We start from the raw sequence: 22,286 nt of genomic DNA, 5'->3' as shown, positions 1-22,286 counted from the left end.
GGTGACTTCCTTTGCGTTTCAGTTGGAGCGGCGGGTTCGATCCTGCTTCGGCCGCTCGGTCAGCGAGCGGCTTCCTCGACCGAGCGCGACGAGGCCGGACTGGACCAGTTCGCGCACTCCGTACGGCTTGAGCATTTCGAGCAACGCATCGAGCTTATCGGGGCTGCCCGTCGCCTCGATCGTCATGGACTCGTTGTGGACGTCGACCGTCTTGCCGCGGAAGAGCTGGACGATCTCGATGATCTGGCTCCGGGTCGCGGGGTCTGCGCGCAGCTTGATGAGCATGAGCTCGCGGCTCACCGACGTCTGCGGGTCGAGCTCGACGACCTTCAGCACCTCGATCAGCTTGTTGAGCTGCTTGGTGATCTGCTCCAGGACGAGCTGGCTCTCGACGGACACCTGGACGGTGATCCGGGAGACGCCGACGACCTCGGTCGGGCCGACGGCCAGCGACTCGATGTTGTACCCGCGGCGCGCGAAGAGACCGGCGATGCGCGCCAGGACGCCCGACTTGTCCTCGACGAGAACGCTCAGCGTGTGCGTGTTCACAGTTCCTCCTCGTCCCACGCCGGGGCGAGCCCCTTGGCGATCATGATGTCGTCATTGCTCGTTCCGGCGGCCACCATCGGCCACACCATCGCATCCTTGTGGACCACGAACTCGACCACGACGGGGCGGTCGGTCACGGCCATCGCCTCGGCGAGGACGGTGTCGACCTCCTCGACCGTCTCGGCTCGCAGGCCGACGCACCCCATGGCCTCGGCCAGCTTCGGGAAGTCGGGCACCCGCAGCGACTTGAGGTCGGTGTTCGAGTACCGCTCGCCGTAGAACAGGGTCTGCCATTGGCGCACCATGCCCAGCGACTCGTTGTTGATGACGGCGATCTTGATCGGGATCCCTTCCAGCGCGCAGGTGACGAGCTCCTGGTTGGTCATCTGGAAGCAGCCGTCGCCGTCGATGCCCCACACGACGTCGTCGGGCGCCCCGACCTTGACGCCCATGGCGGCGGGCACGCAGTAGCCCATCGTCCCCGCGCCGCCGGAGTTCATCCAGCGACCCGGCCGTTCGAAGGGCAGCAGGTGCGCGGCCCACATCTGGTGCTGTCCGACGCCGGAGACGTACATCGCGTCGGGCCCGGCGATCTCGCCGATCCGCTTGATGACGTACTGCGGCGACAGCCGGCCCTCCTTCGTCGGCTCGGTCTCGATCGCGTACTTGGTGCGCAGGCTCGTCAGGTACGTCACCCACGGGCCGAGGTCGGGCAGGTCGGAGCCGCGGAGCAGTTCGTTGAGCTCGTCGAGCACCGCGCGCAGGTCGCCCACGATCGGGACGTCGGCCACCCGGTTCTTCGAGATCTCGGCGGGGTCGATGTCGGCGTGGATCACCAGCGCATCGGGGGCGAAGCTCGACAGCTTGCCCGTGACGCGGTCGTCGAACCGGGTGCCGAGCGCGATGAGGAGGTCGGACCGCTGCAGGGCGCCGACGGCCGCGACCGTGCCGTGCATGCCGGGCATGCCGAAGTTGAGCGGATCGCTGTCCGGCAGGGCGCCGCGGGCCATGAGCGTCGTCACGACCGGGATGCCGGTGTTCTTGACCAGGTCGGCGAGCGCGTCGGCCGCCTGCGCCTTGATGACACCGCCGCCCACGTACAGGACCGGCCGCTTGGCCTCGCCGATCAGCCGGACGGCTTCGCGCAATTGCTTGCTGTGAGGCTTGGTCACGGGATGATACCCGGGCAGTTCCACCGCGTCGGGCCACTGGAAGCGTCCCGTTCCGGCGAGCGCGTCCTTGGAGATGTCGACCAGGACCGGGCCAGGACGTCCGCTCGCGGCGAGCCGGAACGCGGCGGCGATCGCGCCGGGGATCAGCCGGGGCTCGGTGACGAGGAAGCTGTGTTTGGTGATCGGCATCGTGATGCCGCGGATATCGGCCTCCTGGAACGCGTCGGTGCCGATCGAGGCGCTGCCCACCTGGCCCGTGATCGCGACGATGGGCACCGAGTCCATGTAGGCGTTGGCGAGGGGCGTGACCAGGTTGGTCGCTCCGGGCCCCGATGTGGCCATGCACACGCCGACCTTGCCGGTGGCGAGCGCGTAGCCCTCGGCGGCGTGCCCGGCTCCCTGCTCGTGGCGAACGAGGATGTGCCGGACGAGTTCGGAGTCGAACAGCGGGTCGTAGGCGGGAAGGATCGCCCCACCGGGAATCCCGAACACAACTTCGACGCCGACTCGTTCCAGGGATTCGACCAGCATCTGGGCTCCGGTGAGGATCTTCTCCTCAGCCATCTGTGTCTCCTTCCGTCGAGGTGCCTGGCTGTCTGATCGCAGAAAAAAACCCCCGCTGCGTGGGCAGGCGAGGGAGCGTGTCGGTCGGGTGACGTTACCCGGCGGACACGCGACTTGCTACGAGAATGGTCCAGAGCACGGGATCACCTTTCCCCACCCCTCCCGGGCGTGTCAAACCCCGAGGCGGCATGTCCCACATGCTGAGCGTGGAACATGCCGCCTGCCTCAAGGATCGTCGGTCAGTGCTGGCCACGGCGCCAGGAGGCCGAACGCTTCACGTCATTCCCCGGCCGAGTGGGGCTTGTTCCTGCCAGACCGAGACTGATCCGGCCAGTTCTTCACGCGCTCCGGAGGACGGCCAACCGTGAAGAGGCCTGTGAGCACCATGTCAGGATTCTCCCGGTAGGCCTTGACCGTGGCACGAGCCCACAGGAAAGCCGGAATGAAAGCCAACGGTACGCCAACGACAACGGCCCACACTGAAGTATCGGTGAGCGCCCAGATCGCCCTCACCACGGCGCCCACCCCGACGATGTAGCCCAGCCAGTCGGTCAGCCTGATTCTGCCCATGATGAAGACCAGCAGCACGTAGACGCCGGCCACCAACGCAAGCATGCTCACCAGCGACCAACCGATATCACCGAAGGTGACGTGTCCTCCCATAGCAGGCGTTCCTTTCGCTAGGTTCGGAGACCAGTCAGTCCTTGCCAGTCATGAGACTGATGCAGTCCTTCACGCCGAGCACGTCCTCCTCATTGATCAGGCCGCCCCGGCGATGCGGCGAAGGCCGACAACGTAACAGACACGCGGCTCAATGCTCCGGGGCAGGTGGAGGCGGCACGTATGGCCGAATGCGGAGTCCGCGCTGACGTCGTCCTACGAGCCTGGGCCTGCCCCGGCCGCGAGCCCACGGTGCCCGTGCCACGACGCGACTCGTCCTACACCCCACGCGGCGGGGTCACCCCGTGATCCTGCGGTGCACCTCGTCCACGTCGATGCCGGGCTCCTTGGTCATGAGATTGCGCATCCCCGGGTTCCGCTCGTAGCGCGGGACGAGATGGACGTGGAAGTGGAAAACCTCCTGCCCCGCGACGGCACCCTGGTTGACGAGCAGGTTCATACCGTCGGGCCGCAGTCTCTCGCGCAGCAGGGCGGCCGTGGCCTCGACCGACGCGGCGATCTCCGACAGCGCGTCGGGAGCGGTGAGGTCGGAGACATGGCGCCGGGGGATCACGAGTGTGTGCCCGGGATGCCAGGGAGCGATGTCGAGAAACGCGATCGCGACGTCGTCGGCGTACACCTGCCGAGAGCCGATGTCGCCGGACACGATCTTGCAGAACAGACAGTCCATGGTCACAGTGAACCACCACGGGCGGTTCCCCCCGGCCGGGCGTCCGGCAGAATCGAGCCGCACGCGAACCGACCCCGCGGATCCGTCCCGATCAGGCGAAGGCCGCGCAGAACGCGTCCAGGGCCGCGTCCGCGTCGGACCTGGCGAACGCCTCCAGCGCCACGACGCCGTCGTAGCCCGACTCCTTCAGCGCGGCGGCGACGGCCGGGTAGTGGATCTCCCCCGTGCCGGGTTCACATCGCCCCGGGACGTCGGCCACCTGGATCTCCCCCACCCACGGCATCGACTCCCGGACCAGCTCGACGAGGTTCCCCTCGCCGATCTGCGCGTGGTACAGATCCAGGTTCATCCGCAGGAACGGCGAATCCACGGCGGCGACCAGCGCCCGGGTGTCCGCCGCCGCGGCGAAGGGCGTCCCGGGGTGGTCGACGGCGACGTTCAGATTCTCCAGGGTGAAGACCCGCCCCTCCCGCTCGCCCAGCAGGGCCAGCCTCGCCAGAGTGTCGGCCGCCGTCAGCCACATCGCCGGCGTGACGACCTGGCACGGTCTCACGGGAAGGCCGTCCGTCCCCAGCCCTGTCCCGTGGACGTTGAGACTCGGGCAGTCCAGCCGATCCGCGACGGCGAGAGACTGCTCGGCGGTCGACAGGAACTCCTCGATGCCGTCGGGGTCGGTAAGGTCTCCTCGGAGATAGCCCGTCATGGACACGACCCGCGCCCCGCTCGCCGCGAGCGCAGCGACGTCCTTGCCCGACCAGTCCCAGATCTCCACGAGGAGGCCGCGCTCGTGGATGCGGCGCACGCGTTCCATGAACGGCAGTTCCAGGTGGATCATCTCAGCGCTGGCGGCCAGACGGTATCCGGTCATCATCGGCCTCCGATCCGAGCATCACGCACCGCGAGCGTACGGACGACACCGAGAACCGTCAACCTTTTGTCAGCACATTCAGGGGCGCCGCGTCGACGAGCAGCGAGGACGCGGGCTCAGCGGCTCTCGGGGACTTCCAGTTCGCTGTGCGCGATCTCCTCGATCGACACATCGCGGAACGTCAGGACCTTCGCGCTCTTCACGAAGCGAGCGGGCCGGAACATGTCCCACACCCAGGCGTCGCCCATCGACACCTCGTAGTACACGTCGCCGCCCTCGGTACGCACCTTCAGGTCCACCGCGTTGCAGAGGTAGAAGCGGCGCTCGGTCTCGACGGCGTAGGTGAAGATGCCCACGACATCCTTGTACTCGCGGTACAACGCGAGTTCGAGATCGCTCTCGTACTGCTCGAGGTCTTCGGTGCTCATGACGCCTCCACCCTAGCGCTCCCCTCCACCGGCCGCGGTCCGGCGGTCCTGGCGACGTTGTCGTAGCTCAGGCGATGGATCCCGCACGGCCCGTGCCTGTCCAGCGCCGCTTGATGCTGTGCCGTGCAGTATCCCTTGTGAACGTCGAAATCGTAGTCGGGATACAGGCGGTGGGCCTCGACCATCACCCTGTCGCGCGTGACCTTCGCGATGATCGACGCAGCCGCGACGCACGCCGCGACGCGATCCCCCTTCCACACCGCCAGGGTCTCCGCCCCGAGACCGGGAACGGGGAACCCGTCGGTGAGGACGAAGTCCGCGGCGGGCCGCAGGCGCAGGACGGCCCGGCGCAGAGCCTGCAGGTTCGCCTCGTGCATCCCCAGCCGGTCGCACTCGGCCGGCGACAGGCTCGCCGTCGCCCACGCCACGGCATGCGCCGTGATGGCGTCGTAGAGCGCGTCCCTGCGGCGGGGGGTGAGGAGCTTCGAGTCGGCCAGGCCGGTCAGCGAGGGGTGCACGCGCGCCGGAAGGATGACCGCCCCCGCCACGAGCGGACCGGCGCATGCGCCACGGCCCGCTTCATCGGCCCCGGCGACCAGGTCGAAACCCGCCCTGCGCAAGGCACGCTCGTAGCCGTGAAGACCGGCGTCCCTGCGGATCGTGTGTCCCATCAGCAACCCGGACCGGAGTCGGTGATCACCGCCTGGGCCGGGGCCGCTGGCGGATCGGGAACGGCGGTGAAGGTCGCCGGCTGCGACAGACCGCCCCAACGCGAGAACGGGAACACGATCCACACCGCCGTGCCGACGACGTCCGACACCGGCACGAACGCGGCGCTGCCCATCGGCTCGCCGTTGCCCGCGGGATCGCGCAGGTGGCACCGCGAGTCGCGGGAGTTGTTGCGATGGTCGCCCATCACGAAGACATGATCGGCCGGGACCGTGACGGTGAACGCGAAGTCGCTCGGGGCCACCTGCCCGGAGTCGTCGGCATACAGATAGGACGTCTCGTCGATCGCCTGGCCGTTGACCGTGATCCGCCCCTGCGCATCACAGCACGAGACCGTGTCGCCGGGCAGGCCGATGACACGCTTGATGAGATGGCCCGTGCTCTCGTCGGGCATCAGGCCCACGAACACGAGGACGTCCCCGACCACCCCGCGGTCGACCGGCGAGGACTCCGCCAGCCAGCCCCCCGGATCCTGGAAGACGACGACGTCGCCCCGCGCGAAATGGGTGACCTTCTGCACCAGGACGCGATCGGAGACGTGCAGCGTGTTCTCCATGCTCCCGGAGGGGATGATGAACATCTGGGCCACGAAGACCCGGATGACGGTGGAGATCACCAGCGCACCGACGACGATGATCGTCAGTTCCTTCAGCAGGCCGCCGAAACCGCTCCGACCGCCGCGGGCGGACGCGACCGATCCGGACTCATCGTGCGCGTCGTCCGCCACGTCTCCTTCTTTCCTGAGTGGGGTCGGCCGCCGGGCCGCCTCAGTTGTCGCGCTTCTCCTTGATCTTCGCGGCCTTGCCGCGCAGACCACGCAGGTAGTACAGCTTGGCGCGCCGGACATCGCCGCGGCGCTCGACCTCGATCTTCTCGATGATCGGGGAATGCAGCGGGAACGTCCGCTCGACGCCGACGCCGAAGCTCACCTTGCGCACGGTGAAGGCTTCCTGCACACCTGCCCCCGTGCGAGCGATGACCACGCCGGCGAACACCTGGATGCGGGAGCGGTTGCCCTCGATGACGCGCACGTGCACACGCACGGAGTCGCCTGGGCGGAAGGTCGGGAGATCGGTCTTGAGGGCGTCTGCCGCGACAGCGGCAACCAGGTCGTTCATGTCGTTCCTCGCCAGTGCCACAGGTCACTTCGATGCTCGTTGTTCAGGACGGCCGGCCGGCTTACCCCCTGTGGCAGGAGCACGGCGCAACAGCCCCCCATGATGCCACACCGCGCCGCGCGGCAGGAAATCCGCGCGGCACGGTGGGCAGCCGGCCGGCCGGAGCCGTCGGGCGGGTCTCGCCCGGCGGGCCGGCGACCGGAGACCGAACGGTCAGCGGGTCGCGCCGGCCCGTTCGGAGATCTCTGCGTACGCGCGGTTGACCGCGCTCGTCACCGCCCGCATGGACGCCGTGACGATGCTCGGGTCGACCGAGACGCCCCACAGCGTGACGTCCTCGTCGCCGACCGACACCTCCACCTCGACATACGCCGCGGCGTAGGCGTCACCGCCCGAGGTGAGGGCATGCTCGACGTAGTCCAGGACGCGCACCCGGTAGCCCAGGATGGACAGCGCGTCGACGAAGGCCGACACGGGGCCGTTGCCCTCGCCCTCGATGTCCTGCTCGACGCCGTGATGCCGGACCGCGGCCCGGATGTTGTAGCCGGACCCGTTGCTCAGGTTCCGGATCGTCACCACCTGCAGGGGGTCGCCCTCGGTCAGGTACACGTCGGAGAAGATCCGCCACAACTGCTCGCTGGACACCTCGCCGCCGGCGGTGTCGGAGTGCGCCTGCACGGCCCGCGAGAACTCCATCTGCAGTCGTCGCGGCAGATCCAGCTTGAACTCGTTCTTCATGATGTACGCCATGCCGCCCTTGCCGGACTGGGAGTTGACGCGGATCACGGCCTCGTAGGTGCGTCCGACGTCGTGCGGGTCGATCGGCAGGTACGGGGCCTGCCATCCGACCTCGTGGATCCCCACGCCTGCCGCGGCGGCCTTGGCCTCCAGATCCTCCAGGCCCTTCTTGATGGCGTCCTGGTGGGAGCCCGAGAAGGCGGTGTAGACGAGATCCCCCGCGTACGGATGGCGCGGGTGGACCGGCAGCCCGGTGCAGTACTCCACGACCCGACGGATCTCGTCGATGTCGGAGAAGTCGATCTTGGGGTCGACGCCCTGACTGAACAGGTTCATGCCCAGGGTCACCAGGCAGACGTTCCCCGTTCGCTCACCGTGCCCGAACAGGCAGCCCTCGACGCGGTCGGCGCCGGCCATCTGACCCAGTTCGGATGCCGCCACCGCCGTCCCCCTGTCGTTGTGGGGGTGCAGCGAGACGGCCACGTGCTCGCGGCTCTTGACGTTGCGACAGAAATACTCGATCTGGTCGGCGTAGGTGTTGGGCGTCGACATCTCGACCGTCGCCGGCAGGTTGAAGATGATCTCCCGCTCGGCGGACGGCTGCCAGACGTCCGCGACGGCGTTGCAGACGTCCACGGCGAACTGGGTCGGCGTCTGGGTGAAGATCTCGGGCGAGTACTCGTACCCGACGGCCACGTCGCCCAGATGCTTCGCGGCGTGCTTCATGACCCAGCCGGTACCGCGGGTGGCCATGTCGACACACTCCTGCTCGGAGATGCGGAACACGACCCGGCGGAACAGCTCTGCCGTGGCGTTGTACATGTGGATCGTCCCCCGGCGTGCGCCGACCAGGGACTGCGCGGTCCGCTCGATGAGGTCTTCGCGAGCCTGGGTCAGGACGCTGATGGTGACGTCGTCGGGGATCCGGTCCTCTTCGATCAGCTTGCGGACGAAGTCGTAGTCGGTCTGGGACGCCGACGGGAAGCCGACCTCGATCTCCTTGTAGCCCATGCGGACCAGCAGGTCGAACATCCGCTGCTTGCGCGACGGCGTCATCGGGTCGATGAGCGCCTGGTTGCCGTCCCGCAGATCGGTGGACAGCCAGCGCGGCGCCTTCGCGATGGTCTGGTCGGGCCACGTCCGGTCGGGCACCTTCACGGGCTGGAAGGCGGTGTACCGGTGGAACGGCATCGGGCTGGGAGTCTGCACGGGCCGGCTCTGGACGCGCGTGCCGAAAGATGAATCGCTCATGGTGTGGTCTGTGGTCCTCGCTCGGGTTGATGCCCAGGCACGTCAAGACTCCGCAGCGAGGAGGCCTGGAAAGAGGATCAGACCTCGCTGCGGCGGCGAAGGAGCAGGCTCGCCTGACGCATGGGTACACCTTAACCCCAGTACCCGGCTCCAAGGCAAACCCCGGCGACAACTCGCCGCGAGGAGCGCGGCGTCCCTCGTGGAGGAGGGGTCCGCTCACGGACCGACGTCGACCCGCCGCGGACGGCTGCACGCGCTCAGAGTTCCGCCTGGTGGCGGATGAACCCGGTAGCGGGTTCCGGCGACTGTGCCGCCGGCCGCCGAGCCGGCCGCCCTCAGAAGCCCAGCCGGTTGAGATGCTTGGGGTCGCGCTGCCAGTCCTTCAGGACCTTGACGCGCAGATCGAGGTACACCGGCGTCCCGAGGAGCCGCGAGATCTGCTCCCGCGCCGCCCTGCCGACCTCGCGCAACCGCTCCCCCTTGTGTCCGATGACGATGCCCTTCTGGGAATCCCGCTCGACGACGAGGGATGCGTAGACGTCCAGCAGCGGCTTGTCCTCGGGCCGGCCGGGGCGAAGGCCCATCTCTTCGACCGTCACCGCGATGGAGTGGGGCAGCTCGTCTCGCACGCCCTCCAGCACCGCCTCGCGGATGAGCTCGGCGACGAGCGTCTCCTCCGGCTCGTCGGTCGCCTCCCCGTCCGGGTAGAAGACGGGTCCCTCGGGCAGCAGGCCGACGAGCAGGTCTGCGAGCAGGTCCACCTGTTCGGCGGTGAGCGCCGACACCGGGACGATCTCGCGCCAGATCACGCCCAGCTCGGCCTCGAGCGCCTGGATGCTCAGCAGGTGCTCGGCGACCCGTGGCGGGGGCACGAGATCGGATTTCGTCGCGACGGCGACCAGCGCGGGACGATTCGGCAGGGCGGCCAGCTCAGAGATCAGATAGCGGTCGCCGGGGCCCACCCGCTGGTCGCAGGGCAGGCAGACGCCGACGACGTCCACCTCGCTCCACGTCTCACGGACGAGGTCGTTGAGTCGCTCGCCGAGCAGGGTGCGCGGACGGTGCAGACCGGGGGTGTCGATGAGGACGAGCTGGGCGTCGGGCCGGGTGAGGATTCCGCGGATCGCGTGCCGCGTGGTCTGCGGCTTGGACGACGCGATGGCGACCTTCTGCCCGACGATCGCGTTCGTGAGGGTCGACTTGCCCGCGTTGGGACGCCCCACGAAACACGCGAATCCCGACCGGAACCCGGCGCTCACGACGCACGCTCCGCGGCGTCGACGGCCAGTTGGGTGGCGGCGGCGATCCCGGGATCGCCGTCGGCGTCGGCGTGGTCGTCGCACTCCCGCACGAGGACGGTCTCGATCGTGTGCCGGCGTCCGGAGGCGCGCTCGGCGGTGAGTTCCAGGCCCTCCCACTGCACAATCGAGCCGGGGATCGGCACGAGGTTCAGCTCCTTGGCCATCAGCCCGAGGACGGTGTCGACGTCGTCGTCGTCGAGCTTGCGGCCGAACAGCTCCCCGAGATCGTCGATGCCGAGGCGCGCCGACACCCGGAAACGGCCGTCGCCCAGTTCGACATAGGGCGGGATCTCCTCGTCGTACTCATCGACGATCTCGCCCACGATCTCCTCCAGGATGTCCTCGATGGTGGCCAGGCCCGCCGTGCCGCCGAACTCGTCCACGACGAGGACGACATGGCTGCGGGTGCGCTGCATCTCACGCAGCAGGTCGTCGACGGGTTTGCTGTCGGGGCAGAAGATCGCCGGCCGCATGACGGAGTCGACCGTCTCGTAGGACTGAGCCTGCGCGTTGTCGTAGACGCGGCGGATGACGTCCTTCAGGTACAGGACCCCCGCGATGTCGTCGAGATCCTCGCCGATCACCGGGATCCGGCTGAAACCGGATCGCAGTGCCAGCGACACGGCCTGCCGCAGGGTCTTGTGCGACTCGATGTAGACCATCTCGGTGCGCGGGACCATGACCTCCTTGACGATGGTGTCGCCGAGGTCGAACACGGAATGGATCATCCGGCGCTCGCCGGCCTCGATCACCGACGACGCCTCGGCCATGTCGACGAGCTCGCGCAGCTCGGCCTCCGAGGAGAACGGCCCGTCGCTGAACCCCCTCCCCGGCGTGAGGACGTTTCCGATGAGGATCATCAGTTGCGGGATCGGCCCGAGCACCGTGTTGAGGGCGTTCACCGGCCCGGACCCGGCGAGGGCGACGCGCTCGGCGTTCTGGCGGCCGAGCGTGCGAGGCGCCACGCCCAGGCCGATGAAGGACACCACGAACATCGCCGCGATCGGGATGAGCAGCCGAAGCCACAGCTCGCTGACGTGCGAGAACACGACGGTGCTCACGAGGACGACGGCCGTCACCTCGCAGAGTCCGCGCGTGAAGTACACGGTGTTGAGGTAGGGCGCAGGATCCTGCGTCATGGTGAGCAGCCGCGCTGCCCCTCGTCGTCCCTCCTCGGCCAACCGCCGGGCGCGGCTCTTCGACACCGTCTGCAGCGCGGCCTCGACGAGAGCGAGCAGGCCCGCCACGAGGACGCCCGCCAAGGCCAGCGCGAGCAGCAGCCAGTCCGTCTCGGTCACGATCCCCCGCGCTCTCGCCGGGGTCTGCCGCCACTCATGATCGGAGGGTGGGCGCAGCGGAGCGACCCGACTCGCTCCAGCGCGCGATGATCGTGTCGTTGAGGCCGAACATCTCCGCTTTCTCGGCGGGTTCGGCATGGTCGTACCCGAGCAGGTGCAACAGCCCGTGGACGAGCAGGTACTCCTCTTCGGCCCGCGGCGTGCGTCCGTTCTCGGCCGCCTGCCGGGCTGTGACGGCCGGGCACAGGACGATGTCGCCCAGGACCCCGGGGGCGGGCTCCTCGCCGTCGCGCGGCGGACGCAACTCGTCCATCGGGAACGACAGGACGTCGGTGGGTCCGGGCTCGCCCATGTACTTCTCGTGGTAGCCGGTCATCGCCTCCTCGTCGACGAGCAGGATCGACAGCTCGGCCTGCGGGTGGATCCGCAACTCGTCCATCGCGAACCGTGCGAGGGCGATGAGACCCAGTTCGTCGGCCTCGCGGCCGGACTCGTTGTTGACGTCGATCATCGGCGGAAACCCTCCGCGGCTTCGTAACGGTCGTAGGCGGCCACGATGCGGCCGACGAGGCGGTGCCGGACGACGTCCGCCCCGGTGAGCGTGCAGAACGCGATGTCGTCGACGCCGTCGAGCACCCCGGTGACCTCGCGCAGCCCCGAGCGTGTGCTCCCGGGAAGGTCGATCTGGGTCACGTCGCCGGTCACGACGACCTTCGACCCGAAGCCCAGTCGGGTCAGGAACATCTTCATCTGCTCCATCGTCGTGTTCTGAGCCTCGTCGAGGATGATGAACGCATCGTTCAGCGTGCGGCCGCGCATGTACGCCAGCGGCGCGATCTCGATCGTGCCGGCCGTGATCAGCCGCGGCACCGAATCGGGATCGACCATGTCGTGCAGGGCGTCGTACAACGGCCGCAGGTACGGGTCGACCTTGTCGGTGAGGGTGCCGGGCAGGAACCCGAGCCGCTCCCCGGCCTCGATCGCGGGCCGTGTGAGGATGATCCGGTTGACGTCCTTGCGCTGGAGCGCCTGCACGGCCTTCGCCATCGCGAGGTAGGTCTTGCCGGTGCCGGCCGGGCCGATGCCGAACACGACCGTGTGCGCGTCGATGGCGTCCACGTACCGCTTCTGGTTCAGGGTCTTCGGCCGGATCGTGCGGCCACGGTTGCTCAGGATGCTCTGGGTGAGCACCTCGGCAGGACGTGTCTGCTCGGCGGCCTTCGTCATGGCGACGACACGCTCGACGCTGTCACCGGTGAGGCCCTGTCCGGTGCGGACGATCGTCACCAGCTCGGTGAGCACGTCGGCGGCGATACGCACCGCCTCGGGCGACCCTGTCAGGGTGATCTCGTTGCCGCGGGCGTGGACATCCGCCGCGAGATCGCGTTCGAGGATGCGCAGGAACTCGTCGCGGGGCCCCAGGACGTTCACCATGTCAAGGCTCGGCGGCACGCTGAAGCGGCGCGTGCCGAGAGGATCCGGAACGGAATCGGTGGAACTCAGGCTGCCCTCCAAGGTGCGGAATACCGATCCATCGTACGTCGGGCGACCACGTTCGCGCATGCCGCCCGCCCTTCGCATGAGCGGCGGCCCTCTCCGCGGCCCGCGCGCCCTTCGCCGCCAGGCCCCGCGGACGGGCTCGTCGGCATCGCGATCTGCACGAAGGCCCGCCGACGCCGGGCCCCGGGCTCAGCGACGCGAGCCGACCGGGCGCGGATCCTGCCCGCCGAAGGCGGCGACGCGGTCCCAGACCCAGTCGGCGAGGCTCGGGGCGACCTCGGTACCCGCCGTACCCGCCGGGCCGCGCCGGTACAGGCGCCCGCCCCATCCCTCGATCAGGTAGGCGCCGGCATCGTCGGTGAGGATCTGGCTGTAGTACTCGCCCTCGCTGTCCCATTGCGGCCAGGCATCGGGATCCCGTTCGATCGCGTCGTCCATCTCGTCGACCTCGCGCCCGGACATGAGGCGGAAGGGCTCTCCGATTCCCCACCGATCGCCGGCACCCGGCTCCTGCCCGTCGTGCCAGGCGAGCACCGTGGGGTCGCCGCCGCTCGCCTTCGCGGTCTCCGGGTCCAGGGGTGGACGCAACGAGCCCGCGAGGCCGGCCGGCATCACAGCGTCCAGCGCCGCGAGCGCCTCATCGAGGGCGGTCTCGAAGATCATGTCGCGCATCCGGCGCCACGCGATCTCGCCCATGCCGACGGCGCGGATCTCCTCGATCGTTGCAGCACCGCGCTCGATCGGGTCGAGGAACGCGCGCGCGACGGTCATCCCGCCCTGGGCGAGCTCGTCGGTCGGGTCCTCCCGCAGCACGCGGCCCAGCAGTTCGGCGGCCCGGTCCGGGCGGTAGTCGTAGAGGTAGGCGTAGGCGAGGGTGGTGGCGAGGAGAGTCTCACTCGGGTCGGCCGCGACCGCCTCCTCGGCCGCGGGCAGGAAGCGCTCGGGCGGCGCACCCGATGCCAGCAGCAGCGTGGCCCGCTGTCCGAGCGCGCCTCCGTAGCGGTCGGGATCGATCCTCGCGCACAGGTCGACGGCGTCGTCGATCTGCTGCCAGCCCTCCTCGAGGTGTTCGACGAACGCCAACGCGCTCCCGCGGTCCATCAGGTCGCGCCAGGTGGTCTCCGGGGCCTCCTGAAGCACGAGATCGGCCAGGCGCAGCGCCTCCGCGTAGTTCTGATCGCCGTACTCCAGGTCGCGGAGCTCCCGGAGTGCGTTAAGGAACTGGCGGTCGCGTCGTCCGACGAGGTCGCGGAGGAGCCGGCGCGCCGGCTCGACCTCCCCGCAGGCCTCGTGGTGCATCGCAAGCAGGACGATCATCCCGGTGAACTCCGGGACCCTCGCGAGCACGCTCCTCGCGAGCTGGGGAATCAAGGGGTGCTGGGGCTGGGCCTCGTAGAGCTCCCACGCCAGGTCGCGATCGCGTTCGATCGCCGCGCGCTCGGTGTCCGAGGGATCGGTCATCGGTGTCCTCCTGTCGTAGGGTCCATGCCGGGGCTCATCGCATGCCGTGCCGGACGCGATAGGCGCGAAGCTGCGCGAACGTGCCGTCGTCGACGCCGTACTCGAGCACGGGCGCCATCTGGTCGAACCACGACGTGGTCGACGGAAGGGTCTCAGCCACGGCCGCCAACAGTCCGTCAGTGGTCACCGGCACGATCGCGCCCGCGCTCATCGACGCGGCGAGCGACTGCTGCAGGGCGATCCGCGCCACCTGCGCGATGTCGGCCCCCGAGAACCCCTCGGTCGCGGCGGCGACCGCGAGGACGTCGGCGTCCGGGGCGGGCTTGCCCGCCAGCTCCCCGCGCAGGATGGCCGCCCGCGCGACCGCGTCGGGCGGCAGGACGAGCACCGTGCGGTCGATGCGGCCGGGACGGCGAAGCGCCGGGTCGATGTCCCACGGACGGTTGGTCGCGGCGAGGAAGTAGACCCCGTCGTTGTCGCTGGCGACGCCGTCGAGCTCCTCGAGGAGCTGCGTCACGACCATCCGCATCGAGTGCGACCCGCCGCCGCCCGAGGCGCGACGCCCGCCGAGCGCATCGAACTCGTCGAAGAAGATGACGCACGGCGCGGCGGAGCGGGCGTCCCGGAACACGCTCCGGATGGCCTTCTCGCTGTCCCCGATCCACTTGCTGAGCAGGTCGGCGAGGGTGACGTGGATGAACGACGCGCCCAGGTCGCCCGCGATCGCCTTGGCGATGAACGTCTTGCCGCAGCCGGGCGGTCCGTACATCAGCAGCGATCCACCCGGCGTCTGTCCGAACGCCGCAGCGAGCTCGGGGTTTCGCAGGGGCGCGAGGAAGGTCGAGTCGAGGTGCTGCTTCACCTCGGTGAGACCCGCGACATCGGCGAGGGTGACCGCCGGACGCTCGGCGTCCCACAGGTGATCGGTCGAGCGCTCGTCGAGGTCGGTGTCGGACGGAACCGGAACCCGGACGGGGACAGACGATGGCGGCGGGACGGGTGCGGCGACCCCGCCGCCGCGCAGGCGGGCGGCCATGAGACGCGCCCGCAGGACACGCACGCGGGCCGGGTCGCCGCCCGCGTCCTCGAACACCGCCAGCTCGCGCGCCGCGCGGTCCGGATCCGTCTGCAGCAACAAGACGACAAAGTCCTCGCGCAGCCCCAGATTCTGCGGGTCCGAGCCCAGCTCGTTCTCGATCACGTCGAGGAAGTCCTCGTCCTGCGCCATGGCGCCCCTTCCCCGGGTGTCGGTTCCCGTGTCACGAATCTCATGCACCGCGCCGGCACTACGGCATCGCGAGGCGTGCGCGCCGCCCGGCGCGACGCTCCCAGGGCGGCGCAGCCTGGCAGAGCGGCACGGTGGGAGGACGCGGCGCACGTGTTCGGGCTGCCGCCAAGCTACTACGCCGCGGGGGTCATCCGGAGCGCCCGAACAGGTCGAGAGGCGCTCCGGATGTCAAGCCCCGGTCCGGTGTCGAGGGCGTTCGCGACGACGGCCTTCCGGATCAGCCTGCGAAGGCGTCGGTGGCCGCGACGAGGCGGTCGGCGATGAGCGGCTCGGTCGCCGAGTGCCCGCAGTCCAGGAAGTGCGCGTCGGCCTCCGGCCAGGCACGGGACAGCTCCCACGCCGTCACCGGCGGGCAGGCGAGATCGTAGGTGCCCTGCACGATGACCGCGGGGATGTGCCGGATCCGATCGACGTCCGCGAGCAGTTGCCCCGGCCTCAGCCACGCGTCGTGGAAGAAGAAGTGGTTCTCGATCCGGGCGAACGCGATGGCGAAGGCCGGATCGCTCATCGCGTCGACCTCGGCCTGGCTGTAATGGAGATGGACGGTGGCGGCCTCCCAGGTCGTCCACGCGACCCCGGCCGGGCCGTGCACAGCGGGATCGGGATCGAACAGCAGGTCGTGATACGCGGCGATCGCGTCACCGGCGAAGGCCGCACCGCCGAGCGGAGCCAGGAAGCTCTCCCGCCAGGCCGGGGCGAAGGCACCGGCCCCGCCGTTGTAGTACCAGTCGAGCTCGGAGCGCCGGCAGGTGAAGATCCCACGCAGGACGAGCTCGGTCACCGCGGCCGGATGCGTCTGCGCGTAGGCCAGGGCCAGGGTGCTCCCCCACGAGCCGCCGAACACCAGCCAGCGGTCGATGCCGCGGGCGGCGCGGAGCCGTTCGAGGTCGGCGACGAGATTCCAGGTCGTGTTGGCGGAGAGGTCTGCTCCGGGCTCGCTGGCGTGGGGCAGGCTGCGACCGCACATCCGCTGGTCGAACAGGACGATGCGGTATCGCTCGGGGTCGAAGAACCTCCGGGCCGAGGGCAGCGACCCTCCTCCCGGTCCGCCGTGGACGAACACCGCGGGCTTCCCCTCGGGGTTGCCGCACTCCTCCCAGTAGATCCGCTGTCCGTCGCCGACGTCCAGCAACCCGGTCTCATACGGCTCGATCAGGGGGTACAGGCTCATGGTTGTCGTCTCTCCTCGTCCTCGTCGTGGTGTTCGCCCCGTCGGTGTCTGTCACGGGCGCGCCGTCTGCGCCGACGGTCACGTTCCTGCGGTCAGTCGCTCTCCTCGAACTCGTCGATGACGTGCATCGCCGCCTCCTCGGCCGTCGCCGCACCGCCGGACAGCCCCACATCGTGGCCGACGGCCTGAGCCTCGGAGTCCTCGCCCGGGTAGCCCTCGTTGGCGTCGACGAGACGACCGGAGCGTCGCGAGCCCACCTCACGCCGTTCGGTCGGGTCGGGATTCCACGGGGCGGGCGGCTCCACGGCGGGCGCCGGTTCGGGGATCTCCTGGACGACGCGCTGGTCGAGCGTCTCGCCCTGGCGCATCTCGGCCGGCGTGTTGCCGTAGCCCTGGGCCGGAGACCAGTTCTCGGGGACGGTCAGTCCCTCGTCGAGGATGTCCGCGACGCCGCGGTCGATCATCGTCTCGTCGGGCTGCAGTTGGTCCAACTGTTCCGACTCGTCGGGCATGGTCGGGTCGTAGTCAGTCATATCCCTAGCCTGCCACGGCTCCTGCTCCCGCACAGGAGGCCGGGCGCGAACCGCCGCTCACCGGGAGGCCGGCGATGGCGCCCGCCCCGTAGGGGGGCTACTGTTCCGGCCGTGGCCGTCCTCATCGATCCGCCGCGGTGGCCGGCGCACGGCACGGTGTTCTCGCACCTGGTGTCGGACGTCTCGCTCGCCGAGCTGCACGCGTTCGCCACGCGCGCCGGTGTTCCGTGGCGCGCGTTCGACCACGATCATTACGACGTCCCCCGGCGGCTGTACGCCGATCTCGTGGCCCTGGGAGCCGAGCCGGTGCGGGAGACGGAGCTGATCCGGCGGCTGCTCGCCTCGGGGTTGCGGGTCCGCGGCCCCGCGCGGGCCCCGAAGCGCGCCGCCGTCGTGCCCGGCCTCGTCGCCGCGTGGGAGGAGACGCTGCCGGGAGCGGCCGGGATCGGTGACGAACTGTTGCGCCATTGGATGCAGGAGCACCGCCATTACCATGACGTGCGCCATCTCGCCTTCGTCCTGGACCGGCTGGCAGACCTCGACGCCGGTCCGAGCGCCCGGCCGACCGTCCTGGCGGCGTGGTTCCACGACGCCGTGCACGACGGCGCGGACGGGGACGACGAGCAGGCCTCCGCCCGGCTGGCCGAACGCCTGCTGCCCGGCCTCGTGCCCACGGCGGAGGTGGCCGAGGTGGCGAGGCTCGTCCGGCTCACCGCCACCCACGACCCCGGCCCCGCGGACGCGGCCGGGGCACTGCTCAGCGATGCGGATCTGGCGATCCTGGCGGTCGTGCCCGGACGCTACGACGTCTACGTCCGCGACGTCCGGCTCGAATACCCCGATCTGCCCGAGGAGCGCTGGCGCGCGGGTCGCCTCGCGGTGCTGGACCGGCTGCTCGATCGCGACCGGCTCTTCCGGACCGCCGCCGGCCACGAGCTGTGGGAGGCCGCCGCCCGCGACAACCTCGCCCGGGAGCGGGACTTCTGGTCTGGCCCCCACCGTGCGCCGAGCGCTCGCAAACTCGCGGAAATCGGCAGAAATCCGGCGGTTTCGGAGCGTTCGGCGGAGCCCGGCGCGTCCTGACCCGCGGCTCACCAGCCGAGCGCCGCCAGCGCCCCGCCCAGACCGTCGACCCGCACCAGCCGCGGGTGCCCCGCCACCTCGGCGGGCAGCGAGGTCGCCGGCTGGACGGCCAGCGTCCGGATCCCGGCCGCGAGTGCCGCGCGGATTCCCGGCACCGAGTCCTCCAGCGCGACGCACCGATCCGCCGGGACGCCGAGCCGGGACGCGGCGAGCAGGTACGCCGTGGGGTCGGGTTTGGGGTCGGCGACGTCCTCGGAGGCGACGACCACCGGCAGCACCCCGGCCGGCGCGCCCTGCGCGACCAGGACCGCGTGCCGGCGCACGCCCGTCGTCACGAGCGCCGACGGGAGGCCCCGCGCCGCGATCCCCGACAGGAGGCTCGCGGCGCCCGGACGCCACGGCAGGTCCGCGGCCAGGCGGCCGGCGACGTCCTCCAGGAGGATCTCCGCGACCGCCTCGGGCGGCAACCCGACGCCTCGTCGGGTGAGCATCGCGACGATCTCGGGAACCAGGGCGCCCACGACCCGCGACGAGTCCGCGTGCTCGTCCCACGCCGCCCCGTGGGCGTGCGCGATGCCCGCCATCGCCGCCGACCACAACGGCTCGGTGTCGACGAGCGTGCCGTCCATGTCGCACAGGAGCGCCGCGGGCGCGCCGTCCGGAACGCTCCTCACGACTCGTCGCGGCGGCCGTAGAAGCGCCCGAGGAACTCGGTGCGGAACTCGGCGAAGCGTCCGTCGTCGATGGAGCGGCGGATGTCGTCGACGAGCCGGACGGTGAATCGCTCGTTGTGGATCGTCGCCAGGGTCGCTCCCAGCATCTCCTTGGCCTTGAACAGGTGATGCAGGTAGGCGCGGGTGAAGTTGGCGCAGGTGTAGCAGTCGCACTCGTCGTCGATCGGCCGGAAATCGCGGCGGTTGGCGGCGGTGTTCACGTTGAAGCGACCTGTCGGGTGGTACACGGCGGCGTTGCGAGCGACCCGGGACGGCATCACGCAGTCGAACGTGTCGGCGCCGTGCTCGATCGCCGCGAAGAAGTCGTCGGGCTCGGAGATGCCGAGCAGATGCCGCGGAGCCCCGAACGGCAGCTCCTCGCACACCCAGCCGACGATCGTCCCGAGGTTCTCCTTCTCCAGCGCACCGCCGATCCCGTACCCGTCGAAGTGCTGCCCCTCGACCTGCAACCGGGACAGGTCGCGAGCCGCGCTGCGCCGCAGATCCTCGAACTGCGCCCCCTGCACCACGCCGAACAGAGCCTGATAGGGCCGGCCGGAGCGCTCCTGCGTCAGGGTGCGGTGCGCCGCCAGGCAGCGCGCCGCCCACGCCTGCGTCCGCGCCACCGAACGCTCCTGGTAGTCGCGGGTGTTGAACAAGGTCGTGCACTCGTCGAACGCGAACATGATGTCGGCGCCGAGCTGATGCTGGATGCGCATCGACGCCTCGGGCGTGAACCGGTGCGTGGAGCCGTCGAGATGGGACGTGAACGTCACCCCGTCGTCATCGACCCGGGCCAGCCGCGACTTCCCTTCGGCGATGACCTCGTCGCTGGTGACGTCGACGGTGCCCATGGCGAGCACCTTCTTGAACCCGACCCCGAGGCTCATCACCTGGAACCCGCCGGAGTCGGTGAACGTGGGACCCGGCCAGTTCATGAACGGGCCCAGGCCCCCCGCGTCGTCGACGATGTCGGCGCCCGGCTGCAGGTAGAGGTGGTAGGCGTTCGCGAGCACCGCCTGCGCCCCCAGATCGGCGACCGCCGCCGGCGTCACGGCCTTCACCGTCGCCTTCGTCCCCACCGCCACGAACGCCGGGGTCTCGATGTCGCCGTGCGGGGTATGGATCACTCCCGTACGGCCGAGCCCGTTGTCGAGGACCGTGCGCGGCGTGAACCGGAAGTCGGCCTGGCCCGGCCCGCGCCGGTAGCGGGGATGGACCCACTCGTCCCCCGCGTCGCCGCGCAGGTCCGCGGCCCAGACGCTCACCGCGGCGCACCGAGAGCGTACAACTGCCCGACCGCGACGGCCCCGGCGGTGGAGGTGCGCAGCACGCCGTCGCTGATCCGAACGGCGCGGGCGCCGGCCTCGGTGAACGCGGCCAGCTCCGACGGCGCGATCCCGCCCTCCGGCCCCACGATCACGAGGATCTCGCCGCTGGAAGGCAGGTCGGCAGGAACCGGGACCGTGGCGTCCTCGTGCAGGACGAGGACGAGGTCGGCGGTGGGGATCCGCGCGACGAGCTGCGTCGTCGTGGCCGGGAAGCTCACGACGGGGACACGGAACCGACGAGACTGCTTGGCGGCCTCTCGGGCGATGGCACGCCACCGGCGCAGAGCGCGCTCGACCCGGTCGGGGGCCCACTTGACGATCGACCGCGACGCCTCCCACGGCACGACCTCCCACACGCCGAGCTCGGTCAGCATCTCGACGGCGAGCTCGGACCGGTCGCCCTTCGCGAGCGCCTGCACGACGACGATGCGACGGTCGGGCTCGGGCACCTCGATGAGCTCGTCGACCCGGACCGCGAGACCTGAGCGATCCGCGCGTTCCACCGTGCCGCGGATGCCGCGCCCGTTGCCGTCGGCCAGCAGCACGATCTCCTCGACGGCGATCCGGCGGACGACGGCGGCGTGCCGGCCTTCCTCGCCGTCCAGCGTGACGACATCGCCGACGGCAGGCGGGGTGTCGAAATCGGTCAGGAACATCGCGTCGGTCATGAGAACGCATCCTTCAGCCAGCCGATGACGCCCTTGCCGTGCTTCTCCACGGCAGGCTCGGGGGAGGTCTCGCCGCGGAGCTCGGCGAGCGTGCGGAGCAGTTCACGCTGCTCGTCGTCCAGCTTCTGCGGTGTCGTGACGAGAAGCGTGACGCCGAGGTCGCCGCGCCCGCTCCCGCGCAGCCGCGGCACACCGCGGTCCTTGATCGCGATCCGGGTGCCGGACTGCGTCCCGGCCGGAATGCGCAGGGTGACCTCGGTGTCGTCCGGGTCGGTGTCGTCCCGTTCGGCCTCCAGCGTCTGGAGCTGCATCTCGGTGCCCAGCGCGGCCGCGGTCATCGGCACTCGCACGACGAGTTCGAGGTCGTCGCCGTTGCGCTTGAACCGCTCGTGGGGGGTGACCGACAACTCGATGTACAGGTCGCCGGCCGGACCGCCTCCGGGACCGACCTCTCCCTGCGCGTCGAGATGGATGCGGTTCCCGCTGCTCACACCGGCGGGCACCTTCACGTTGATGGTGCGCTGGCTCCGGACACGCCCCTCGCCCGCGCACTCACCGCACGGCGTGGGGATGACCGAGCCGAAGCCGCGGCAGGTCGGGCACGGCTGGGACGTGCGGATCTCGCCCAGGAAAGACCGCTGGGAGGTGATGACCTCACCCTGCCCGTGGCAGGTGGAGCAGGTCACCGGCTGTGTGCCGTTGGCCGTTCCGGCGCCCGAACAGGTCGGGCAGAGCACGGCGGTGTCGACCGTGATGCGCTTCGTCACGCCGAAACCCGCCTCGGCGAGGGTGAGGGTGAGCCGGACGAGCGCGTCCTGCCCACGCCGGACGCGTGACCGCGGACCGCGTGCGGTCGGCGCGCCGAACATGGCGTCGACGAGGTTGGTGAAGTCGAACGCGCCTCCGGGGAAACCCGGCCCGAAGCCCGCGCCGCCACCGCCGTTGCGGTTCATCGGGTCGCCGCCACGGTCGTAGACCGACCGCTTCTGAGGATCCTGGAGGACCTCGTACGCCTCGGCGATCTCCTTGAACTTCTCCTCGGCGTTCGGGTCGTCGGTCGCGACGTCGGGGTGATGCTTCATGGCGAGCCTGCGATAGGCCTTCTTGATCTCCTCCGTCGTCGCGTCTCGGGAGACGCCGAGGGTCTGGTAGTAGTCGACAGCCATCAGGT

Annotated in this window: 23 protein-coding genes; 1 reads left to right on the top strand and 22 read right to left on the bottom strand. The window is 70.1% G+C overall.

The genetic code is table 11. The features are described 5' to 3' along the window. Window positions 1-18: 18 nt before the first annotated feature. The 18 genes from ilvN to G555_RS0106615 all read right to left on the bottom strand — a co-directional run bounded on the left by ilvN (window position 19) and on the right by G555_RS0106615 (window position 17,320). On the bottom strand, window positions 19-549 hold the full coding sequence (ilvN, locus tag G555_RS0106700) for an acetolactate synthase small subunit (protein WP_028708283.1): 531 nt from the start codon (window positions 547-549) through the stop codon (window positions 19-21). Then, window positions 546-2,285, bottom strand: a complete 1,740-nt coding sequence (locus G555_RS0106695) for an acetolactate synthase large subunit (RefSeq protein ID WP_028708282.1) — start codon at window positions 2,283-2,285, stop codon at window positions 546-548. The genes ilvN and G555_RS0106695 overlap by 4 nt, the downstream gene beginning before the upstream one ends. Window positions 2,286-2,564: 279 nt before the next feature. After that, complete coding sequence (locus G555_RS0106690; RefSeq protein ID WP_028708281.1) at window positions 2,565-2,948, bottom strand: hypothetical protein; 384 nt, start codon at window positions 2,946-2,948, stop codon at window positions 2,565-2,567. Between the two features lie 295 nt (window positions 2,949-3,243). Further along, the gene (locus G555_RS0106685; protein ID WP_028708280.1) at window positions 3,244-3,636 is read right to left on the bottom strand and encodes an HIT family protein; all 393 of its coding nucleotides are present in this window, start codon (window positions 3,634-3,636) and stop codon (window positions 3,244-3,246) included. A gap of 91 nt (window positions 3,637-3,727) precedes the next feature. Beyond that, window positions 3,728-4,504, bottom strand: coding sequence for a TIM barrel protein (locus tag G555_RS0106680; RefSeq protein WP_028708279.1), 777 nt, complete (start codon window positions 4,502-4,504; stop codon window positions 3,728-3,730). A gap of 116 nt (window positions 4,505-4,620) precedes the next feature. Further along, entirely contained in the window at window positions 4,621-4,932 is a 312-nt protein-coding gene (locus tag G555_RS0106675; RefSeq protein ID WP_028708278.1) for a DUF2469 domain-containing protein, read from the bottom strand. Next, window positions 4,929-5,603 (bottom strand): ribonuclease HII, encoded by a 675-nt coding sequence (locus G555_RS0106670; protein ID WP_028708277.1) that lies wholly within the window; start codon window positions 5,601-5,603, stop codon window positions 4,929-4,931. Before G555_RS0106670 ends, G555_RS0106675 begins: the two co-directional genes overlap by 4 nt. Then, a complete protein-coding gene (lepB, locus tag G555_RS0106665; protein WP_028708276.1) occupies window positions 5,603-6,388 on the bottom strand; it encodes a signal peptidase I in 786 nt (261 codons plus the stop codon). Before lepB ends, G555_RS0106670 begins: the two co-directional genes overlap by 1 nt. A gap of 40 nt (window positions 6,389-6,428) precedes the next feature. Continuing rightward, window positions 6,429-6,779, bottom strand: a complete 351-nt coding sequence (gene rplS / locus G555_RS0106660) for a 50S ribosomal protein L19 (protein WP_028708275.1) — start codon at window positions 6,777-6,779, stop codon at window positions 6,429-6,431. A 213-nt stretch (window positions 6,780-6,992) separates the two neighbouring features. Then, window positions 6,993-8,768: a 2-isopropylmalate synthase gene (gene leuA / locus G555_RS0106655; RefSeq protein ID WP_028708274.1), complete on the bottom strand. Its 1,776-nt coding sequence runs from the start codon at window positions 8,766-8,768 to the stop codon at window positions 6,993-6,995. A 335-nt stretch (window positions 8,769-9,103) separates the two neighbouring features. Beyond that, window positions 9,104-10,027 (bottom strand): GTPase Era, encoded by a 924-nt coding sequence (era, locus tag G555_RS0106650; protein WP_028708273.1) that lies wholly within the window; start codon window positions 10,025-10,027, stop codon window positions 9,104-9,106. After that, a complete protein-coding gene (locus G555_RS18440; protein ID WP_211223191.1) occupies window positions 10,024-11,367 on the bottom strand; it encodes a hemolysin family protein in 1,344 nt (447 codons plus the stop codon). The genes era and G555_RS18440 overlap by 4 nt, the downstream gene beginning before the upstream one ends. Before the next feature lie 34 nt (window positions 11,368-11,401). Continuing rightward, window positions 11,402-11,878 (bottom strand): rRNA maturation RNase YbeY, encoded by a 477-nt coding sequence (ybeY, locus tag G555_RS0106640; RefSeq protein ID WP_028708272.1) that lies wholly within the window; start codon window positions 11,876-11,878, stop codon window positions 11,402-11,404. Continuing rightward, window positions 11,875-12,801, bottom strand: coding sequence for a PhoH family protein (locus G555_RS0106635; RefSeq protein ID WP_028708271.1), 927 nt, complete (start codon window positions 12,799-12,801; stop codon window positions 11,875-11,877). Before G555_RS0106635 ends, ybeY begins: the two co-directional genes overlap by 4 nt. Before the next feature lie 255 nt (window positions 12,802-13,056). Beyond that, entirely contained in the window at window positions 13,057-14,328 is a 1,272-nt protein-coding gene (locus tag G555_RS18435) for a tetratricopeptide repeat protein (RefSeq protein ID WP_051208517.1), read from the bottom strand. A gap of 34 nt (window positions 14,329-14,362) precedes the next feature. After that, on the bottom strand, window positions 14,363-15,556 hold the full coding sequence (locus tag G555_RS0106625; protein ID WP_028708270.1) for an ATP-binding protein: 1,194 nt from the start codon (window positions 15,554-15,556) through the stop codon (window positions 14,363-14,365). Window positions 15,557-15,833: 277 nt separating this feature from the next. Next, window positions 15,834-16,787 carry a prolyl aminopeptidase gene (gene pip / locus G555_RS0106620; RefSeq protein WP_028708269.1) on the bottom strand — a complete coding sequence of 318 codons (954 nt, stop codon included), beginning with the start codon at window positions 16,785-16,787 and terminating at the stop codon, window positions 15,834-15,836. A 92-nt stretch (window positions 16,788-16,879) separates the two neighbouring features. Then, window positions 16,880-17,320, bottom strand: a complete 441-nt coding sequence (locus tag G555_RS0106615) for a DUF5709 domain-containing protein (RefSeq protein WP_051208516.1) — start codon at window positions 17,318-17,320, stop codon at window positions 16,880-16,882. 111 nt (window positions 17,321-17,431) lie between these two features. On the opposite strand from G555_RS0106615, the gene G555_RS23025 reads away from it, so the two are divergent. After that, complete coding sequence (locus G555_RS23025; RefSeq protein ID WP_084634843.1) at window positions 17,432-18,403, top strand: DUF4031 domain-containing protein; 972 nt, start codon at window positions 17,432-17,434, stop codon at window positions 18,401-18,403. 8 nt (window positions 18,404-18,411) lie between these two features. Here G555_RS23025 and G555_RS18425 read toward each other — a convergent pair whose 3' ends face one another. From G555_RS18425 to dnaJ, 4 genes are read right to left on the bottom strand one after another with little or no spacing between them, the layout of a single operon-like run. Further along, the gene (locus tag G555_RS18425) at window positions 18,412-19,077 is read right to left on the bottom strand and encodes an HAD family hydrolase (RefSeq protein WP_051208515.1); all 666 of its coding nucleotides are present in this window, start codon (window positions 19,075-19,077) and stop codon (window positions 18,412-18,414) included. Beyond that, the gene (gene tgt, locus G555_RS18420; protein ID WP_281168177.1) at window positions 19,074-20,384 is read right to left on the bottom strand and encodes a tRNA guanosine(34) transglycosylase Tgt; all 1,311 of its coding nucleotides are present in this window, start codon (window positions 20,382-20,384) and stop codon (window positions 19,074-19,076) included. Before tgt ends, G555_RS18425 begins: the two co-directional genes overlap by 4 nt. Then, entirely contained in the window at window positions 20,381-21,115 is a 735-nt protein-coding gene (locus G555_RS18415; RefSeq protein WP_036921526.1) for a 16S rRNA (uracil(1498)-N(3))-methyltransferase, read from the bottom strand. The genes tgt and G555_RS18415 overlap by 4 nt, the downstream gene beginning before the upstream one ends. Beyond that, window positions 21,112-22,281, bottom strand: a complete 1,170-nt coding sequence (gene dnaJ / locus G555_RS0106590) for a molecular chaperone DnaJ (protein WP_028708267.1) — start codon at window positions 22,279-22,281, stop codon at window positions 21,112-21,114. Before dnaJ ends, G555_RS18415 begins: the two co-directional genes overlap by 4 nt. Between the last annotated feature and the right edge of the window lie 5 nt (window positions 22,282-22,286).

The organism is Propionicicella superfundia DSM 22317, assembly GCF_000423465.1.
Lineage (GTDB): Bacteria > Actinomycetota > Actinomycetes > Propionibacteriales > Propionibacteriaceae > Propionicicella > Propionicicella superfundia.
Note: the sequence above shows the minus strand (reverse complement) of the source record. Positions and strands in the feature narration are given on the sequence as shown.

Excerpts from the sequence above, each read along its gene's own strand:
- rplS (WP_028708275.1), bottom strand. The coding sequence starts at position 6,779 with ATGAACGACCTGGTTGCCGCTGTCGCGGCAGACGCCCTCAAGACCGAT.
- G555_RS18415 (WP_036921526.1), bottom strand. The coding sequence starts at position 21,115 with ATGACCGACGCGATGTTCCTGACCGATTTCGACACCCCGCCTGCCGTC.
- G555_RS0106615 (WP_051208516.1), bottom strand. The coding sequence starts at position 17,320 with ATGACTGACTACGACCCGACCATGCCCGACGAGTCGGAACAGTTGGAC.
- G555_RS0106695 (WP_028708282.1), bottom strand. The coding sequence starts at position 2,285 with ATGGCTGAGGAGAAGATCCTCACCGGAGCCCAGATGCTGGTCGAATCC.
- G555_RS0106625 (WP_028708270.1), bottom strand. The coding sequence starts at position 15,556 with ATGGCGCAGGACGAGGACTTCCTCGACGTGATCGAGAACGAGCTGGGC.
- G555_RS0106680 (WP_028708279.1), bottom strand. The coding sequence starts at position 4,504 with ATGACCGGATACCGTCTGGCCGCCAGCGCTGAGATGATCCACCTGGAA.
- leuA (WP_028708274.1), bottom strand. The coding sequence starts at position 8,768 with ATGAGCGATTCATCTTTCGGCACGCGCGTCCAGAGCCGGCCCGTGCAG.
- G555_RS18435 (WP_051208517.1), bottom strand. The coding sequence starts at position 14,328 with ATGACCGATCCCTCGGACACCGAGCGCGCGGCGATCGAACGCGATCGC.
- dnaJ (WP_028708267.1), bottom strand. The coding sequence starts at position 22,281 with ATGGCTGTCGACTACTACCAGACCCTCGGCGTCTCCCGAGACGCGACG.
- G555_RS0106685 (WP_028708280.1), bottom strand. The coding sequence starts at position 3,636 with ATGGACTGTCTGTTCTGCAAGATCGTGTCCGGCGACATCGGCTCTCGG.
- G555_RS0106690 (WP_028708281.1), bottom strand. The coding sequence starts at position 2,948 with ATGGGAGGACACGTCACCTTCGGTGATATCGGTTGGTCGCTGGTGAGC.
- pip (WP_028708269.1), bottom strand. The coding sequence starts at position 16,787 with ATGAGCCTGTACCCCCTGATCGAGCCGTATGAGACCGGGTTGCTGGAC.
- G555_RS0106635 (WP_028708271.1), bottom strand. The coding sequence starts at position 12,801 with ATGGTGAACGTCCTGGGGCCCCGCGACGAGTTCCTGCGCATCCTCGAA.
- G555_RS0106670 (WP_028708277.1), bottom strand. The coding sequence starts at position 5,603 with ATGGGACACACGATCCGCAGGGACGCCGGTCTTCACGGCTACGAGCGT.
- G555_RS0106675 (WP_028708278.1), bottom strand. The coding sequence starts at position 4,932 with ATGAGCACCGAAGACCTCGAGCAGTACGAGAGCGATCTCGAACTCGCG.
- ybeY (WP_028708272.1), bottom strand. The coding sequence starts at position 11,878 with ATGATCGACGTCAACAACGAGTCCGGCCGCGAGGCCGACGAACTGGGT.